Below are 18,678 nucleotides of genomic sequence, written 5' to 3'. Positions count from 1 at the left end.
GATACTGTATGGAAAAAGGGTCAGCACATCTGCCGGACTGCCTCGTGCAGCAGTGCCAGGCTTTCCTCCCCCGGGGCGACATAGGGGGAGTCAATGAGGTAGTCCTCGAGTATCCTGAGGTTCTGCCCGGTCGCGGGGACGCCAAGCTCCTGAAGGGTCAGAGGCATATCCATGCCGCGCATGAACTCCTTGAGGGCGTCGCGCTCGGCGCCGAGCTGGTTGTAATGGAGCTGGGCAAACAGCCCGACCGCTACGATCTCACCATGCAGCGCACCAGCAGCCTCGTTGGTGAAGTGGGTGCGTACCCCGTCATACATCGAATGGGCAATCGCACTTTGACTGAAGCTGTGGGTGATATTGGCGATCACACCGGTGAGCGCGACAGCGATAAACGCTACGTCCTCCAGCGCCTTGGTGACCTTATGCCGGCGGTTATCCTCGATCGCCTGCGGGCCGTACTGCTCAAGTACTTCATAGGTATACTGCGCCATCCGAAAAGCGCTGAACAGGTTGATCTGGTTTTCGTCGAGCGTCATGACCGGCTTGCCGTTCTGAATCTCGATCCGCTTGGCCATCGCGTCGAGGATGCCGGCAGCGGTGTAGCGGATGGGGCAGTTGGCGATGACCTCCATGTCCATCAGGACCGCATCCAGCTCGTGGCTGTAGCGCCAGCAGTCTTTTTTCGCACCGGCGGGAGTATACATGACGCTCATGCAGGTGAACGGCGCACAGGTCGAGATGCTGGTGGGGATGTTCACCGTACCCAGGCCGGCATACTCAGCGACCGCCTTGGAAAAGTCCATAATCCGGCCTCCACCCACGCCGACCACCTCGTCACAGCCCGCGTCTTTGCATTTTTTGGCATACTCCTCTGCGGCTTCATAGCTGCACTGGCCGGAATAAAACACGAGCACATAGTCCAGCCCCGCCTGCTGAAAGCCGGGGAGAAGGCGGTCTTTCACAGCCTCCCATGCGCGGACGCCCGCAACGATAAACGCTTTTTTACCGAATTTGGAGATTTCTTCTCCGCAGATCTCCAGAATCCCGGTGCCCTGGCGATAGCGTCCAGCGCCGAATTTGATTGCGGTATCCAATACGATCTTTTCCATGTGAAAAATCTTCCTTTCGCGTTTTGTCCCACCGCGTACGCGCGGCAGCGAGGGCTCCGCCCCTCGACCCCGCCACCTTTGAAAAGGTGGACGAAACTTTTGGATAAAGAACAGGTAAAAAGCGCACTTTGCCCCATCGGGGTGGGGCCTGCGGGGAGGGGTCGCCGACCCCTAGCCCGCAAGGCAAACTGAGGGGGCGTCGCGCGAAGCGCGCTTCGGGCTGAAAGCCCGAGAAGACCCCCGAAGAAGGGCGCTTGCGCCCCGGAAGTTTGGTCTGGAATCCAAACTTCCGTTGCCTCACTGCCCCTCGACCCCGCCACCTTTGAAAAGGTGGACGAAACTTTTGACTCGGTATAAACAGATTCTGTGAAGATTGCAACGGGTTCGGCGGAGCGGGTAAATGCACCCTGACTGCCGGGATAGGGAGCGCCGATCCAGAACCTGTGAGCCAGTTTGCAGGGGGCTTTGGAACGGAACCGAGACACACCGAGGCGGGCATCTTGCGCCCGGAAGTGTGGTCAAGGAGCATGATTTCTGCTGTCCTAGTCCCAGCCACCCCTGGCTGCTTCCCTGCTGCGAACCGTGTCACGTATTTTGAAGTGCTAAGGCAGAAGAACCGCTTTACTGCCTTTTTCAGGCAGCTTTTAAAAAAATATGGTCAGAATCGGGATCGTGATGAGGCTGGTCAGTGTCGAGATAAAGACGCACTTGGAGGCAAACACCGCATCCGCCCCATACTTGTCGGCGAGGAAAGCGGTAGAACTGCCGACCGGCATACCGGTGAGAACCACCGAGATCTGGAGGGTGAGCAGATCGGTCCCAAGCAGGCGCAGGATCGCCAGTGTTCCCAGCGGGAACAGGAACTGCCGCACCGCAACCAGAATAAATGCCTTTTTGTCGAGCACCGTACGGGGGCTGACGCCCGACAGGATCATGCCGATAATCACCATGCCCAGCGGGGTGCTCATCGCCCCCAGAGCCGAAAGCGCCTTGTTCAGCTGCTGGGGAATCGCAGGCTGAAAGAGCATCCGCAGCACGCCCAGCTCGACCGCGATGATCCCCGGGTTGAGCATGACATTTTTGATCCGCTGTTTCAGCGGCGCATCGGTGAACAGGCTGATGCCAGCCGACCACATCATGATCCGGTTGGGGATGATGAACAGGCTGCCCAGGAAGAGTCCATCCTGACCATAGGCATCCTGTATGACCGGCAAGCCCGCGAAACCCGAATTGCTGACAAGGGTGCCATATTTCATGATGCATTTTTCCCTTGGGTTGCACCAGTTGTAGGCATACCTGCCGAACACGAGTGAGACCAGTGCGGAAATCGTGGCAATCGTGAGCACCGAAGCGCCCCGGTAGAGCGTCTCCATGGTGAATTCCATGTCAAACGACTGGAACACCATGCAGGGGATCGAGACATAAAGCAGGAAGTTGGTGAAGCTGGGCTGGGCGGCTGCCTTGACCAGATCGGTTTTGCGGCAGATCCAGCCGATGAGCATATAGAGGAAGAGCACCGACTGGATTTCGGCCATGCGGAAAAACTGTTCCAAACGATTCGACGACCTTTCCGGAAAAAATGCCCCGCCCTGCGCAGAGCTGGACGGGGCTGTGTTACGTCAGGTGATCGGCGCAGGGTTAAAGATGCACATATCGTTGTGGAAGCCGTACTGATCCGAGTAAGGCTCCTTGACACCGCTTGCGACATCCAGAATCAGGTTGAAGATCTCGGTGCCGACCTCGGCGATGGTCGCTTCGCCGGTAGCAACCGGCCCTGCTGAAACATCGATCAGATCGAACCAGTGGTCCTTCATCTCGTTACGGCTGCATACCTTGATGACCGGAGCCACATCCAGGCCATACGGGGTGCCGCGCCCGGTCATAAAGACCTGGAGCCCAATCCCGCTCGCCACCTGGCTCGGCCCGCAGACAATATCGCTCGCCGGGGTGGCGGCGTAGATCAGGCCATGCTTTGTGGGCTTTTCGGCGGGGGAAAGCACCTCGACGATCGGGCTGGTGCCGCTCTTGGCGATCGAGCCCATGGCCTTCTCGACAATGTTCGCCAGGCCGCCCTTCTTGTTGCCGGGGGTGGGGTTGGCGTCGCGGTCCACGCCGCCCGCGTCGAGATAGTCGTCATACCATTTCATCTCTTCGGCCAGACGGTCGCGGGTATGTGCGTCCGGGCAGCGCGCGGCGAGCATATGTACGCCGTCACGCACCTCGGTGACCTCACTGAACATCACCGTACCGCCGCCCTTGACCAGCAGGTCGGCCGCGTAACCCGCGCTCGGGTTGGCAGTCAGGCCGCTGAACGCATCGCTGCCGCCGCACTGCATCCCAATGAGCAGCTCGGACAGGGGCAGCTCCTCGCGCCGCCGCTGATCGAGCTTTTTCAGCTTGGTTTCCGCCATGTCCAGGATCGCCTGCATCATGGCATCATGGCCCTTCCAGTCCTGTAGGGTCAGGCAGTTTTCGGGGGTGATGTCCTCGGGCGGGAGTACCCGGTCGTAGGTCAGCTTTTCGCATCCCAGCCCCACCACCATGATCTCGCCGCCGAAATTCGGATGGCGGATCACATTGGTGATCGCGCGGATCGGGATAACCGCCATCGGCGCGTTGATCGCAACGCCGCAGCCGTAGGGATGGTTGATCGCAACCACCCCATCCACATGGGGGTATTTGGGAAGCAGTTCCTTCTTGATCCGCTCGACCGCTACCCGCACCACGCCTGCCGCACACTGCACAGTGGTCACGATACCCAACAGGTTACGGGTGCCGGCAGGGCCGGTTTTGTTGCGGTAGCCCATCCAGGTTTTACGCGGCGGGTCGGGCAGGTCCTCGACCGGGACAAGATTTGTGCCGAATGGCATGTTGTCCAGCGCGGGGCTTTCGGGCAGGTCGAGCATATGCTCATTGATCCAGCTCCCCATTGGGATTGCATCCTTTGCATATCCCAAAACCACCCCATAGCGGATGATCTCTCCACCCTTTGGAATATCTGTCAGGGCGATTTTATGCGCCTGCGGGATCGGCTCACGGGCGGTCAGGCCCGGCAGGACCAGGGTATCAGCCGCGATATCCTGAACGGCAATCGCGACATTGTCTTTGTCAGTCACTTTAATGACAAGCGGAGCACTCATAATCGAACCCCCCGTTTACTGCGCCGCTTCGGCGGCTTTTTTCTTTTTGTCTTTGGCATTGTCCCACAGCGCGTAGGCGACCGATGCGACAATCAGCAGCCAGATGAACCAGCCGATCGGGCGGCTGAAAAAGACCATCAGGCTACCGCCCGACGCGCTGATCGACTGGATGAAATAGTTTTCGAGGTCTTTGCCGAGGATGAATCCAATCAGGAAGCAGGACGCGGGAATCTTGATCTTGCCGAAGATGTATCCGACAATACCGAAAATGAGCAGCGCCCAGACATCGAAGATACGGCCATTCTTGGTGGCATAAGCACCGACAATGCAGATCATGATGATAACCGGATAGAGCCGCTGGCGCGGGATATAGATGATCTTGCTGATCCACTTGATCGGGTAGAACATGCAGACAAACATGATGATATTGCAGAGCAGCAGCGCCACAAGGATGGTATTCCAGGTATTGGGGTTCTGGGTGATGAAGAGCGGGCCAACCTGGATACCCTGAAGCATGAACGCCGAGATGAGGACCGCAGTGGTCGAGTCGCCCGGGATGCCCAGCGAGAGCAGCGGGATCAGCGCACCGCCGGTCAGGCCGTTGTTGGAGGCCTCGGAAGCAACCAGACCTTCCGCGGCACCGGTGCCGAGCAGTTCCGGATGCTTGGAGAAGTTTTTGGCCTGTGCATAGGCGAGGATCGAAGCAGCCGAACCGCCGACGCCCGGCAGAACGCCCATAAAGGTGCCGATCAGCGAGGAACGGATCAGGTTGACCCCCTGCCCCTTGAAGTCGGCGAACGAGAACTTCTCGGTCGAAGAGGTGCCGTTATCCATCTTCTCGACCTTAAACCGCATCCCCTCTTCCGCCTCTTCGAAGATCTGGGAGATCGCGAACAGGCCGATCAGGACCGGGAGCAGCTGGAACCCGTCCTGCATCTTGCTCCGCATGAAGTCGGGGACCATCCGGTAAGCGTTGTTGACGCTGAACATCCCCATCAGGCTGATGAGAACACCGAAGAAGCCCGCAAAGATGCCGCGCAGCATCTGCCCTTTGGAGAGCGCCGCAATAACGGTGAGTGCAAAGAGGATGATGAGGAATTTTTCAACTGAGGAGAATTTCAGCGCCGCGGCGGAAAGCAGCGGGGTGAAAAGGGCCAGCGCGATCAGGGAGATGATGCCGCCGACAAAGCTGGAGACGATACCAACCTTGAGGGCGCGCTCGCCTGCGCCGCGTTTGGCCATCGGGTAGCCGTCGAAGGTGGTGGTGATCGAGGACGGCGTGCCGGGGATGTTGATGAGGATTGCGGGAATCAGACCGCCCGAGATACCGCCGACATAGAGGCCAAGCAGCAGGTAAAGAGCGGTTTCGAGGTCATAGGCATAGGTCAGCGGCAGGAACACTGCAACCGCCATGGTGGCGGTCATGCCGGGGATCGCGCCGAATATGATGCCGACAACGACGCCCATCGCGGCGACCAGAATCTGCGAAATGCCAATGGTAAAAGGCAACATTCAGTTCACCAGCCCTTCTTAATAAATCGTAAAGCCGAAGTCGGCAAAGGTGATCGAGCACATCCCGCTTGGAAGTGTGATATTGAACACGATGCCGAACATCACGCTGATGAGCAGCGAGGCAACCACCGCAATGACCGCGCTGCCGATCAGCGCCTTTTTGCTGGTGCCGGTGTAAAGCACATTGAAGAGGAAAACAAAGATCAGACTGGTCACCGTAAAGCCGATGACGTCCAGCGCAAAGATGTAGCCTGCAAACAGGAGCAGCGTGCCCCACAGCTTCATCTTGTCATAGTTCTCGAGAAAGAACCTGCCGGGCTTCTGGAAGAACGGCTTGCCCTCCTGCACGCGGGCGCGGCCCTCGGTGAGGATAATGGCGGCAAGCAGAACCACAAGGACCCCCATCGTGATGATCGGGACGATCCAGTGTTCGGTTGAGTACACTACCTGAATCATGAAAACACTCCTTTGGCGATGGATTCTAGCGGCGGGGGCCCTGCCCCCTGACCCCGCGATTTTTTCAAAAAACCGAGTAAATCTTTAAGATTACAGAACAGTTTCCAAACAGGGCCTAGAAAGTGCGGGCGCGCAGAACTGCACGCCCGCGCCGGGAATCCGGAATAATCAGGTCAGGGAGTCAAGGCTGGGGCTGCGCTCGATCAGCTCGGAGCACATCTCGCGTTTGTCGTAGATGAACTTCTGGGAAGCCTCCACGCCAACCTCGTCAGCGCTCAGGGTGTTGTAGAAGAGTTTCGCCATATCCGCCTGGAACTGGGGATCCTCGGTGACCTTCTTCATCGCCGCTTCATACTCGGCCAGAACCGAAGCGTCCATATCCTTCGGGAAGTACATTGCGAAGTCCTTCGCAAAGTCGAACGGAGCGCCGTTGAAGGTGACGCCATCATCCGCCATCGAATCGATCTCAACACCGTTGACAGTGCCGCACGAACCGAACATGGTCATCTTGAGCTGATCCTGTACGCCGTCCTCGGTGTACTGGGCAAACGCGGAGGTATCGCCATAGATGACATCCGCATTGCGGTCCCACAGGCGCTGGAGCTTCTCAGCGGTGGTGCCGCCAACGATCGCTTTGATCCGTCCGGCAACCTCGTCACCATGGGTTTCCTGCACATAGAGATAGTAGGCCGCGAAGCAGAGGTGGGAGGTTGCGCCCGACTCAATATTGAACGAAACGGTCTTATCCGGGTTGTCGATCAGGTACTGGGTGACCTCGCTCAGCTTGGCGTAGGGGGATTCCGCCGCAGCGCCGAAGCAGCCGCCCGGGTTCTGCCCAATGCGCGGGCCGACAGTCATTGTCTCGAGCGCGTAGTCCTCGGAAACCGAGCCGAACAGGACGCTCAGGAAGGTCATGTCGTGGAACATCATGACTGTTTTTCCGTCTCCCTTGGCGTTGGCAATCTCGTCAAGCGCGGCCGCGTTTCCAATCGCGTCGACCTTGCCGTTGAAGCCCATCTCAGCCGAAAGGTAACGGGTGACCAGGTCGGCGATCATGTAGGAGTCGCCGGAGGTGGAGGTGGAGCCGATAACCACGCGGACGTTCTGCCCTTTCAGGCTGCTCGCACCCGCGCCAGCCGGAGCCGCTGCCGCAGGGGCGCTGGAATCGCCGCCCGAAGCAGCGGGTGCTGTGCTGTTGGAGCCGCCGCCTACTGTGCAGGCCGCCATAGAGAGCGCCATCGCGCCGGAAAGCAGCAGAGAGACAAATTTTTTCAGTTTCATAAAGTTTCTCCTTCTTCTTTTCATAAAGTGTTTGATCCATACGGTAGGAATCGACACTGCCCGACCGCTGTGATTAAAGAATAACAAACTTTTTGTAAAGTTTCTATTGACAAAAAAGAAAAAACAAGGCTCCAAATTTTTCATCCTCTCCAATTTTTCACAAATTGAAATCTTCCTTGATTTTTTGTGAAATTTATATTTCGTTTTTATCCCTATTTTACTTGAGATATGGATAGATGGGTTTCCAGTTTTAGATTTTGACAAAAATAAAAATGCATTCTTATGCACTTTACCAGTTTACAAATGCAGACCTGATTCTGTAATCTTAGGCTCAAACTGTTTATTATTAGAGCCTGTATTTGTAATCAGGGGATGCTGGATGTGCGAGGGATTTTGCTGCCCTGCAAGGCGAAAAAATGCAGACAATCCTTTGTGTATTACAGGATTTTTCGGCACAGCAGGCCGGAAAAAGGCCCTCTCAGATCGTGCCGAATGGTCGCGAATACGGGTCCTTAATAAGGAAAGGAACATACCACTATGGAAAAAACGCTCCAGGAACTCTGCCGGCAGTACCGCCGCTATCGGATGTGTGTACTGGCCTTTCTGCCGCTTCTGGGCGCTGCGGCAATCTGCGCCTTTTTCAACCGGACGCTCACCCTCCTGCTGCTGGGAACGGCGGTCGCCTACCAGCTTTTCTATCTGCGCCGCCGCCAGAAGCAGTATCTGCGCGAGCTGATCCGCGCCAATCTGGAATCCACCGTCTGCCAGAAGCTGGGCGCGGAACCGCCGGAGGAGCGGGGCGGGGGGACGGTCACCCCGCGCGCGGTGCGCGCCGCACAACTGATGCCGTTCGACGAAACAGAGGGCTGCTGCCTGTTGGCGCAGGGGATCACCGGGACGCTCGGCGGGATGCCGGTGTCGGTCTGCGACGCCACCTTCGGGCAGACATTCCATTTGGTGAAAAACGGCCGCAAACGGGTGCACTTCACCTGCGGCGTATGGGTCCGGCTTCAGCTTCCCGCCGATACCGGCGCGGACTGGCGGCTGCTCGACCCCGACGCGATCCCCACCCCGATCCGGCAGGATTTTTATGCCGCCCAGTCATCCCTTGAGCCTGCCGGGACGCTGGACGACCGATGGGTGTTCTATCGTGCGGCAGGGGAGCCTCCCGGGAAGCTGCTCCGCAAAGCGGGCGAGCTGGCGGGTTATACGCCCGGCAAAGCGGCGTTCTCATTGCAGGGGGACACGCTGACCGTCTTTCTGCGGGACCGGTTCCTGGCGCGCCCGGTCTCGATGAAAAGCGCGCCTACCGCCGCGCTTCTGCAATTCGACCCCTTGCCCGAATTGGACTATATCCTGCGATGTGCGCAGTCACTGACGGCAAAAAAGTGAGATAAATTTTTCAGAAATGAAAAATATTGTTTCTAATTTTGAAATTTCAACAGATTGGACAGGGAACTGCTGCGCGTTTCGTGGTTTTGCCTATTGTATCCGGCGCACGAAATCTTTACACTAAAAGACGGATTCGACACAAATCCTGAGCCGGCACTGTCAGGCCGATGCTGAAAACCGCGAAGGCCGCTTCTGTCTGCGGCCATCATTAAGGAGGGCATCCTATCATGTACAAACCTTATGGCATTATCCCGCCTATCATCACCCCGTTTGATGAAAACGGACGCATTGATTATCCCGCGCTTGCCAAGATGGCTGTCCATCTGGTTGACAACGGTGTCCATGGCCTGTTCCCCTTTGGCACCACCGGGGAATTTTATGCTGTCTCGGATGAGGAATACGTCAAGGCGCTCGAAACAGTGCGCGATGCTGTGGCCGGCAAAACCAACCGGTACGGCAAACCCATCCAGCTGATTGCAGGATGCAGCCATATCACCACCCGCGAGGTTGTGCGGCTGATCAAGCTGGTGGAAGGGGTCGGTGGATATGATGCCGTCAGCGTTCTGACGCCGATGTTCGTCAGCCAGACTCAGGATGAGCTGTATGCCTACTATAAGACGATTGCCGACAGCACCACCATGCCGGTCATTATGTATAACAACCTGCCCAAAACCAATGTAACCATCACCCCCGCGACTGCTGCGCGTCTGGCGAAGGACTGCGGCAACATCATCGGCGTGAAGGATTCCACCGGCGACATGACCAATACCGGTGAATATCTGCGCCTGACGATGGAAGAGCGCGACCATTTCAACGTCATGATGGGCCGCGATACCCTCATCTATGCCGCGCTGCACTATGGCTGCTCGGGCGCGGTGGCATCCTGCGCAAATGTGGCGCCCCGTGTGGTTGCCGATATCTATGACAAGTTTATGGACGGGGACTGGAAGGGCGCTCTGGAAGCCCAGTACCGCCTCGCTCCGCTGCGCATCGCCTGCGGCATGGGTACCTTCCCCGAGGTAATCAAAGAGGGGCTTGTCCTGCAGGGGATCCCGGTCGGAAAATGCCTCGAGCCGATCGCCGAGCTGCGCCCCGACGAGAAGGAAAAGCTGCGTCAGGTGCTTGTTGACATGAATCTGATCTGAAATCGTGCATCTTTTTTGAAAAGGAGAAATGACCTTATGATCCCAACCGTTGCCAAAATGGAAGTTTATCCGGTCGCAGGCCATGACTGCATGGAACTGAACCTTTCGGGCGCGCATGCCCCCTATTTTACCCGCAACATCGTGATCCTCACCGACTCCAACGGGGTCGAGGGCGTGGGCGAGGTGCCGGGCGGCCAGAAGATCACCAACGCGCTTGAAGCGGTGAAAGACCTCGTGATCGGCACCAGCATCGCCGACTATAAGCAGACGCTGAACAAAGTACGCGCATGGCTGGATGCAAACATCAAGGACGATGTGCGCGGCCTGCAAACCTTCGACCTGCGCACCGGCGTACATGTGGTCACCGCGATCGAAGCGCCTCTGCTCGACCTGCTGGGCAAATTCCTCGACGTCCCGGCAGCCGCACTGATGGGTGACGGCATCCAGCGGGATCGGGTGCAGTTCCTGTCCTACCTCTTCTATGTGGGCGACCGCAAGAAGACCGATCTTCCCTACGAGGAGGAGCCGGACGCCGAATGCGACTGGTACCGCCTGCGCCATGAGGAGGCAATGACCCCCGAAGCGATCGTTGCGCTCGCAAAGGCAACCCACGAGAAATACGGATTTGTGGACTTCAAGCTCAAGGGCGGCGTCCTCGCGCCCAAGGAGGAACTGAAAGCGGTCCAGGCGATCAAGGCGGCGTTCCCCGAGGCGCGTGTCGACCTCGATCCGAACGGCTGCTGGAGCCTTGCGGAAGCGCTCGAGATCGCCCCGCAGCTGAAAGAAGTCCTCGCCTACTGCGAGGACCCCTGCGGTGCGGAGAACGGGTTCTCCGGACGTGAAGTCATGGCCGAATTCAAGAAGGCGAGCGGTATGCCCACCGCCACCAACATGATCAACACCGACTGGCGCCAGATGTGCCACTGCATCGCGCTCAACAGCGTGGACATCCCGCTGGCGGACCCGCATTTCTGGACGATGAACGGCTCGGTCCGGGTGGGCCAGCTCTGCAACGATTTCGGCATGATGTGGGGCTGCCATTCGAACAACCACTTTGACATCTCGCTGGCAATGGTGGTCCAGTGCGCGGCCGCGATCCCGGGCAAGATGAACGGCATCGACACCCACTGGATCTGGCAGGAAGGCCGCGAGCGGCTGACCAAAGAGCCGATGCAGATTGTGGATGGATGCATCGACCTGCCGAAGAAGGGCGGCCTTGGCATTGAGGTCGACCGCGAGCAGGTGATGAAAGCGAACAAGCTCTATCTGGACAACTGCCTCGGTGCACGTGATGACGCGATCGGGATGCAGTACCTGATCCCGGGCTGGAAGTTTGACAACAAGCGCCCCTGCATGGTACGCTAATACAAATAACAACGACCGGCAGGCCGGGGATTCCTCCCTGCCTGCCGGTTTTACAGGAGGAAAAGCTGATGAACCAACCATTGCGCAACGATGCGGACAAGATCATCTCCGCCAGCCTGAAAGCCGTCCTGCCCGATTCCGCGGTGCAGCGCGCATTGAAGTCCTACCAGCCGCGGGGCGGTAAAACCCTGCTGGTCGCTGCCGGGAAAGCCGCCTGGCAGATGGCCAATGCCGCAGTGCAGGCGCTCGGCCAGGTGGACGGCGGTGTGGTAGTCACCAAATATGACCATGTGATGGGGCAGATCCCCGGTGTCGACTGCTACGAGGGCGGACATCCGGTGCCGGATGAGGGCAGCTTTTCCGCCACCGGCCACGCGCTTGAGCTGGTCAGGGGCCTGAAACCCGAGGACACGGTTCTCTTCCTGCTTTCGGGCGGCGGCAGCGCGCTGTTTGAACAGCCGCTCGTTTCGGGTGAGGAGTTGCAGGACATCACCCGCCAGCTGCTCGCCTGTGGGGCGGACATCGTTGAGATGAACACCATCCGTAAACGGCTCAGCCGGGTCAAGGGCGGACGGTTTGCCGAGCTTTGCGCACCGGCACAGGTGTTCAGCATCGTCCTGAGCGATATCCTGGGCGACCCGCTCGACATGATCGCCAGCGGCCCCGCCTGCCCGGACGCTTCCACCTGTGAGCAGGCGGTTGCGATCGTGGAAAAATACCACCTCAATTTCTCGGAAAAGGCGATGGAGCTTCTGCGGCAGGAGACCCCGAAAGCGCTGGACAACGTAACCACCCAGATCACCGGCAGCGTGCGGGAGCTTTGTTCCGCGGCGGCAGCGGAGTGCCGCGCGCTTGGGTATGAGCCGGTCCTGCTGACCGACCGCCTGAGCTGTGAGGCCCGGGAGGCCGGCGGCTTCCTCGCCAATATCCTGCGCACCCACGCGGACGACGGTCGCCGCATGGCGTGGATCGCGGGCGGTGAAACGGTGGTGCACCTGACCGGAAAGGGCCTGGGCGGACGCAATCAGGAGCTGGCACTCGCGGCTGCACCGGGCATCGCGGGCCTGACGGGTGCGGCTGTCTTTTCGGTGGGCAGCGACGGGACCGACGGCCCCACCGACGCGGCGGGCGGTTATGTGGACGGTGAAACCGGGGCTGCACTGCGCGCCAAAGGGATCGACGTATTCGGCGTCCTGCGCGAGAACGACGCTTACCACGCCCTGAAAGCGGTGGATGGATTGATTATGACCGGCCCGACCGGCACCAATGTCAACGATGTTGCGGTCGCGCTGCTCAACGGTCAGGGGGCTGGCGCATGAAACTCGTGATTACCGCCCGGGATTTCTCCACCGGGGACCCGCGCCCGCTTTCCCTGCTCAATGGCTCCGGCCTTGCGATCGAGGACCACAGCACCGAGGGATTCAGCACGAGCACCAGCGTCGAAACGATGTATGACGTCCTGAAAGACGCCGACCTTGCCATCTCGGGGCTGGAACCGTATCCGCGCGCGCTGATTGAGCGCCTGCCCAACCTGAAACTGATCTCCCGCCGTTCGATCGGCTATGATTCGGTCGATCTGGACGCCTGCCGGGATCACGGGGTTACCGTGTGCCGCGCACTGGGGGCAATCGAGGGGGCTTGCGCCGAGCTGGTAATGGCCTATGTCCTCTATTTTGCACGCCGCGTCCACGAACAGAATGCCCAGATGCAGCAGGGGATATGGCAGCGGAACTATACGTCCGGCACCAGCGGAAAAACACTGGGGCTGGTCGGTTTCGGCGGGATCGGAAAAGAAGTCGCACTGCGTGCGGTTCCGTTTGGGATGCGGGTCCTCTACTACTGCCGCCATCCGCGTCCCGAGTGGGAGGAGCAGTATCGGGTGCACTATGCCCCGCTGGACCAGCTTTTGGCAGAGAGTGACTATGTCTCAGCCAATATGCCGCTGACCGATGAGACCCGCCGGATGTTCAACGCGGAGCGGTTCGCACAGATGAAGCCGGGCAGTGTGTTCATCAATACCGCCCGCGGGCCTGTGATGGATGCAAAAGCCCTGCGCGCCGCATTGGAGAGCGGGCATCTGGCGGGCGCCGGCGTGGATGCCTACGACAGCGAGCCCTGCACCGATTCGCCGTTGGCCGGCTGCCCGAACGCGGTGCTGACACCGCATACCGCTTCGTTTACCAACGAAGCGTTTACCCGGTTAAACGAGGTTGCCGCACAGAACCTGCTCGATTTCCTGGCCGGGCATCTGTCCGAAAAGAACCGTCTGGTGTAAACCGTATTTTCCAGAACCTGATCGCCTGTTTCGGCGGTCAGGTTCTGTTGCTGTATGCCAGACCCGGCACAGCTTTTGCCGCGCGGCTCCTCACCCCGCCGTTTTTAACCGTCCGGACACAAGGCGTTGTAGTTTGGGGGCGCCCGTGGTATACTATAATCGAAATACGGCAAAAAGGCCCAAACATTCTAATGACAAAAGGGAGAGTTTCAATGGCAAAGCTGGTCTGGAAACCGGGCGCACTGCTCGCGCCGTCCCCTCCCGCATTGGTGAGCTGCGGGACAGTGGAAGCGCCCAATCTGCTGACCATCGCATGGACGGGAATCGTCAACACCCGCCCTGCAATGACCTATATTTCGGTACGCCCCGAGCGGTACTCCTATGGCCTGATCCGGGAATCGGGTGAATTTGTCATCAACCTGACCACCGTTGGGCTGGTGCGCGCTGCGGACTTCTGCGGGGTGCGGTCGGGACGTGAACTAGACAAGTTCGCCCACTGCGGCCTGACCCCTGTTCCCGCATCGGAGGTTTCCGCACCGCTGATCGAGCAAAGCCCGCTTTCGCTCGAATGCCGGGTAAAACAGATCCTCCCGCTCGGGAGCCACGAGATGTTCCTGTCGGAGATCGTCGCGGTGGATGTGGACGAGCAGCTGGTCGACCGCGAGGGGAAACTCCACCTCTCCAGGGCGGGGCTGGCAGCCTACGCGCATGGGGAATACTTCGCCCTGGGGGAGCGGCTGGGGACGTTTGGATTCTCGGTCCGGAAAAAGCCGCCCCGGAAACAGGCCGGCAGGCGGGCCAGATAAAACCATCAGTTTAATGGAGGGAAAGGACAGGTTACAATGAAAGACGGATTCATAAAAGTGGCGGCAGGGACCCCGGAAATCCGGGTCGCTGACTGTGCCTATAACGCGCAGGCTTCGATTGCGCTGCTCAGGCAGGCGGCGGAACAGGGGGTGCACCTGCTGGCGCTTCCCGAGCTGGGGCTGACCGGGTACACCTGCGGCGACCTCTTTTTCCAGCCGGCCCTGCTGGAAGGCGCGAAAAAGGCCCTGCTCGCACTCCGGGAGGCGAGCAGGGCGTATCCCGCAACGGTGACAGTCGCGGGCCTGCCGCTTTCCGCAGGGGGCAAACTCTATAACTGTGCGGCAGTGGTCCACAATGGACTGATCCTCGGGGTCGTCCCCAAAACCCACCTGCCCAACTACGGCGAGTTTTACGAACAGCGCTGGTTTGCATCCGCTTCCAGCTGGGGCAGGCTGCATGACTATATCACCATATCCGATGGCCTGCCGCAGGAGGAGGACTGTGTCCCCTTTTCGGCGCAGCAGGTGTTTACCTGCGAAACCATGCCCGCGTTCCGGTTTGGTGTGGAGATCTGTGAGGACCTCTGGTCGGCCGAACCTCCGTCGGTGCGGCTCGCGAAAGCGGGTGCAACGGTGATCGTCAACCTTTCGGCAAGCGACGAGACGGTCGGAAAGGCGGATTACCGCCGCAGTCTGGTTGCCGGACATGCGGCTCGTCTGGTCTGCGGCTATCTCTACGCCGATGCGGGCGAGGGGGAATCGACCACCGATGTGGTCTTTTCCGGGCATAACCTGATCGCGGAAAACGGTGTGATCCTGACCGAGAGCCGGCGGTTCAGCACCGGCCTGACGGTCAGCGAAATAGATGTCCAGAAGCTCGCGTGGGAGCGCCGCCGGATGACCACCTTCCCGGCGCATCAGGACGAAGGCATCCTGCACACCTCCTTTTCGCTCCCAGCCACAGAAACCCGGCTGACCCGCAGCATCCCGGATAAACCGTTCATACCGTCCGACCCGGCGGCGCGCGAACGCTGCTGCGAGGAGATTTTGCAGATACAGTCCCACGGGCTGAAAAAACGGCTGGCACATTCCCATGCACAGACCGCTGTGGTCGGCATTTCAGGGGGGCTGGACTCCGCTCTCGCCCTGTTGGTCGCGGTACGCGCGCTCGACCTGCTGGGCCGCCCACATACCGATGTGGTCGCGGTCACAATGCCCTGTTTCGGCACCACCGCCCGCACCAAGGGCAATGCGGAACAGCTCTGTGAGCGGCTGGGGGTCACGCTCCATCAGATTGACATCAAAGCGTCTGTCGACCTGCATTTCGCAGACATCGGGCACGATCCCGCCAGACAGGATGTGACCTTTGAGAACGCACAGGCGCGGGAGCGCACCCAGATCCTGATGGACATGGCCAACCGCACCAACGGTATGGTGATCGGCACAGGGGACCTTTCGGAACTTGCGCTCGGCTGGGCGACCTATAACGGGGACCATATGTCAATGTACGGAGTCAACGGGGCGGTGCCCAAGACGCTGGTGCGGCATCTGGTGGCATACGAAGCGGAGCGGTGCGGCGATGAAACCCTGCGCGGCGTTCTGCTCGACATCCTCGCCACCCCGGTTTCTCCTGAGCTTCTGCCGCCCAAAGAGGGGGAAATCCAGCAAAAGACCGAGGACCTTGTCGGCCCGTACGAGCTGCACGACTTTTTCCTCTATTACGCGATCCGCTGGGGCTTTTCCCCCGCTAAGGTGTTCCGTCTGTCCGAGCACGCTTTTTCCGGAACGTATAGTCGGGAAACCATCCTCCACTGGCTCAAAAACTTTTACCGCAGGTTCTTTGCCCAGCAGTTCAAACGTTCCTGCCTGCCCGACGGGCCAAAGGTGGGGTCGGTCTCCCTCTCGCCGCGCGGCGACTGGCGGATGCCCAGCGATGCGGTTCCCGCGCTCTGGCTGGAAGAGCTGGAGCATCTGGACACATAAGAACCCGCGCTCATAAGCGGGGATGCTGGATAGGCGGGGGATTTTTTCGTCCTGCAAGGCGAAAAAACGCAGACAACACTTTGTGTAAGGAAAGGAAATGGCGATAGAGATGCTCGAGTCTGTTTTTCTATCCCTGTTCACATTGACCCTGATCGGATGCGTGGCGGCAAAACTCCCGATTTTGTACGCGCTGATTGTGGGGTATCTGATCTTTTCGGTCTATGCGCGGCTGCGTCAATATTCGGTTCCGGCGATCCTCAAGATGTCGGCCGCAGGGATCCGCACCGCAAAAAACGTGCTGATGACCTTTGTGCTGATCGGGATGCTAACCGCCCTGTGGCGGGCCGCAGGCACCATCCCGACGATCGTCTGTCACGCGGCAGACTACATACGTCCTTCGGTCTTCCTGCTGATGTCGTTCCTGCTCAACTGTCTGGTTTCGTTCCTGACAGGGACGGCCTTTGGGACAGCCGCGACAATGGGCGTCATCTGTATGACTATGGCGCGTACCATGGGGGTGGACCCGGTCTGGGCAGGCGGAGCGGTCCTTTCCGGGGCCTACTTCGGTGACCGCTGCTCCCCGATTTCGACCAGCGCCCTGCTGATCTCGGAGCTGACCGGAACGAACATCTTTCAGAACATCCGCGGGATGACGCGCACCGCGGCACTCCCGTTTCTGATGAGCTGTGCGATTTATGCCGCGGTTGGGGTTTCCTCCGCGCCTTCCGGAAGCGGCAGCTCGGCACAGGTCCAGCAGACGCTCTCTCCGGCGTTCCGCCTCGGCCTGCTGACCCTTCTGCCAGCGCTGCTGATCCTCGTCCTTTCCGTGCTCCATCTCAACATCAGGCTGACCATGCTCTCAAGCATCGGCGCGGCATTGTTTATCTGTCTGTTCTATCAAAAGATGGACGCCCTTTCGGTTCTCCGGCTTCTGGTGGCAGGCTACCATTCGTCCGACCCGCAGGTTGCGGCGCTGATGGACGGCGGGGGCATCCTCTCGATGGTCAATGTTGCGGCGATCGTGACCATCTCTTCCTCCTATGCGGGGATTTTTCGGGAAACGGGGCTGCTGGACGGTTTGAAGGGAAAAATTGGTGTTCTGCGTCGGAGGTATTCGCTCTATACGGTGGTATTCTGGGCTTCGATCGCCGCAAACGTCATCATTTGCAGCCAGACAGCGGCAATTATGCTGGTGCACCAGACCTGCGGTTTCCCGGAGGATGATGGTCCCACCTTCGCAATCGCGCTGGAGGATACTGTCGTAGTCATTGCGCCGCTTATCCCATGGTCGATCGCTGGGACAGTCCCGCTCGCTTCGGCCTCCGCGCCCATCGGCAGCCTGCTGACTTCCTGTTATCTCTATCTGATCCCGCTATGGGGCCTGTTTGCGCAAAGCTACCGGAGGAAACAGGCCCTTCGTGCTGTCAGGCCGCATTGATTTCCGCTGTGAAACAGCCCCGTCCAAATGGATGGGGCTGTTTTGGGTCATAGTCCGTAGCTGGTGAGGATGTGTTCGTACTTTTGCAGGGTTGCACTGCAAACCGCATCCACCTTTTTGAAGTCCATCGCGTCGATGTAGTAAGCCTCGAGCCGGTCGTGGAGGGATTTCGCCTCCGCGAGCAAGCGCGCTGCCGAATCAAGCATCTGTGCAGCCGCTTTTTTGTTGAATGCGATCCGCTTCCGGGATTTTTTGAGTGCGCCTGCATCGGTAAACCGGCGGGCGCGGATGATCTTATACGGCTCGATCTGCGGGTCGAGATGCTCACTTTTGGTCATAAAGCCCAGCCGCAGTTCCGGAAGGAACAGATGCTCAAGCTTCTCAAATGGGGCAAGCGGACAGTAGCAGGTGTAAAGGTCGAATCCGGATTCGAGCGCCTGTGCGCGCAGGGCGTTAAGCAACAGCCGTGAGGATGCGCCGTAGGCGTCCTCCACAAGGTAAATCCGGTCGCAGAGCGCGTCCGCCGTTTCGCTGAAAAGGGTGATCCCCTTGTTGGTCACCGCAGAGAGGAACCGCACTGACTCCTTTCCCCGTCCGCCGGGGGCGTGCCGGAATTCGTTCTGCGCGATCCGTCCGGCCGCTTTGACCACCTTGGTCGCAGAGGTCGCATCAAGCGCGATCCGGTATGTATCTCCGAGTAGGCTCCCGGCGGCTCCAAGGAACCGGCAGCAGTGCTCATGGCAGCGGCTGATTCTTGCCGAAAGGGTCATGAGCTC

At 59.2% G+C, this 18,678-nt stretch carries 15 protein-coding genes; 8 read left to right on the top strand and 7 right to left on the bottom strand.

Annotated features, from left to right (window positions below; all coding sequences use genetic code 11):
* Nucleotides 1-20: 20 nt before the first annotated feature.
* From D5269_RS05525 to D5269_RS05500, 6 genes are all read right to left on the bottom strand, one after another.
* Complete coding sequence (locus D5269_RS05525; RefSeq protein ID WP_016316955.1) at nt 21-1,109, bottom strand: iron-containing alcohol dehydrogenase family protein; 1,089 nt, start codon at nt 1,107-1,109, stop codon at nt 21-23.
* A 644-nt stretch (nt 1,110-1,753) separates the two neighbouring features.
* Nucleotides 1,754-2,662 carry an AEC family transporter gene (locus D5269_RS05520; RefSeq protein ID WP_016316956.1) on the bottom strand — a complete coding sequence of 303 codons (909 nt, stop codon included), beginning with the start codon at nt 2,660-2,662 and terminating at the stop codon, nt 1,754-1,756.
* 66 nt (nt 2,663-2,728) lie between these two features.
* Nucleotides 2,729-4,249 carry a galactarate dehydratase gene (gene garD / locus D5269_RS05515; protein WP_016316957.1) on the bottom strand — a complete coding sequence of 507 codons (1,521 nt, stop codon included), beginning with the start codon at nt 4,247-4,249 and terminating at the stop codon, nt 2,729-2,731.
* 15 nt (nt 4,250-4,264) lie between these two features.
* The gene (locus tag D5269_RS05510; RefSeq protein WP_120484008.1) at nt 4,265-5,761 is read right to left on the bottom strand and encodes a tripartite tricarboxylate transporter permease; all 1,497 of its coding nucleotides are present in this window, start codon (nt 5,759-5,761) and stop codon (nt 4,265-4,267) included.
* Nucleotides 5,762-5,779: 18 nt separating this feature from the next.
* The gene (locus tag D5269_RS05505; RefSeq protein ID WP_016316959.1) at nt 5,780-6,217 is read right to left on the bottom strand and encodes a tripartite tricarboxylate transporter TctB family protein; all 438 of its coding nucleotides are present in this window, start codon (nt 6,215-6,217) and stop codon (nt 5,780-5,782) included.
* A 168-nt stretch (nt 6,218-6,385) separates the two neighbouring features.
* The gene (locus D5269_RS05500) at nt 6,386-7,498 is read right to left on the bottom strand and encodes a tripartite tricarboxylate transporter substrate-binding protein (RefSeq protein ID WP_120484007.1); all 1,113 of its coding nucleotides are present in this window, start codon (nt 7,496-7,498) and stop codon (nt 6,386-6,388) included.
* Between the two features lie 537 nt (nt 7,499-8,035).
* On the opposite strand from D5269_RS05500, the gene D5269_RS05495 reads away from it, so the two are divergent.
* The 8 genes from D5269_RS05495 to D5269_RS05460 all read left to right on the top strand — a co-directional run bounded on the left by D5269_RS05495 (nt 8,036) and on the right by D5269_RS05460 (nt 17,902).
* Entirely contained in the window at nt 8,036-8,890 is an 855-nt protein-coding gene (locus D5269_RS05495; protein WP_120484006.1) for a hypothetical protein, read from the top strand.
* A gap of 227 nt (nt 8,891-9,117) precedes the next feature.
* Entirely contained in the window at nt 9,118-10,035 is a 918-nt protein-coding gene (locus D5269_RS05490; RefSeq protein ID WP_120484005.1) for a dihydrodipicolinate synthase family protein, read from the top strand.
* Nucleotides 10,036-10,071: 36 nt separating this feature from the next.
* On the top strand, nt 10,072-11,400 hold the full coding sequence (locus D5269_RS05485; RefSeq protein WP_120484004.1) for an enolase C-terminal domain-like protein: 1,329 nt from the start codon (nt 10,072-10,074) through the stop codon (nt 11,398-11,400).
* A gap of 68 nt (nt 11,401-11,468) precedes the next feature.
* A complete protein-coding gene (locus D5269_RS05480; RefSeq protein ID WP_016316964.1) occupies nt 11,469-12,719 on the top strand; it encodes a glycerate kinase in 1,251 nt (416 codons plus the stop codon).
* The gene (locus D5269_RS05475; protein ID WP_120484003.1) at nt 12,716-13,675 is read left to right on the top strand and encodes a phosphoglycerate dehydrogenase; all 960 of its coding nucleotides are present in this window, start codon (nt 12,716-12,718) and stop codon (nt 13,673-13,675) included. The genes D5269_RS05480 and D5269_RS05475 overlap by 4 nt, the downstream gene beginning before the upstream one ends.
* A gap of 212 nt (nt 13,676-13,887) precedes the next feature.
* On the top strand, nt 13,888-14,481 hold the full coding sequence (locus D5269_RS05470; protein ID WP_120484002.1) for a flavin reductase family protein: 594 nt from the start codon (nt 13,888-13,890) through the stop codon (nt 14,479-14,481).
* Nucleotides 14,482-14,517: 36 nt separating this feature from the next.
* Nucleotides 14,518-16,464 carry an NAD(+) synthase gene (locus tag D5269_RS05465; RefSeq protein ID WP_120484001.1) on the top strand — a complete coding sequence of 649 codons (1,947 nt, stop codon included), beginning with the start codon at nt 14,518-14,520 and terminating at the stop codon, nt 16,462-16,464.
* A gap of 97 nt (nt 16,465-16,561) precedes the next feature.
* Nucleotides 16,562-17,902 (top strand): Na+/H+ antiporter NhaC family protein, encoded by a 1,341-nt coding sequence (locus tag D5269_RS05460; RefSeq protein ID WP_016316968.1) that lies wholly within the window; start codon nt 16,562-16,564, stop codon nt 17,900-17,902.
* Nucleotides 17,903-17,949: 47 nt separating this feature from the next.
* On the opposite strand, the gene D5269_RS05455 is transcribed toward D5269_RS05460, so the two are convergent.
* A complete protein-coding gene (locus tag D5269_RS05455; protein ID WP_120484000.1) occupies nt 17,950-18,672 on the bottom strand; it encodes a hypothetical protein in 723 nt (240 codons plus the stop codon).
* Nucleotides 18,673-18,678: the final 6 nt, after the last annotated feature.

Source organism: Anaerotruncus sp. 1XD42-93, from assembly GCF_009917605.1.
Classification (GTDB): domain Bacteria; phylum Bacillota; class Clostridia; order Oscillospirales; family Ruminococcaceae; genus Anaerotruncus.
The sequence above is the reverse complement of the archived record's forward strand: the minus strand, read 5'-3'. Positions and strand labels throughout refer to the sequence as shown.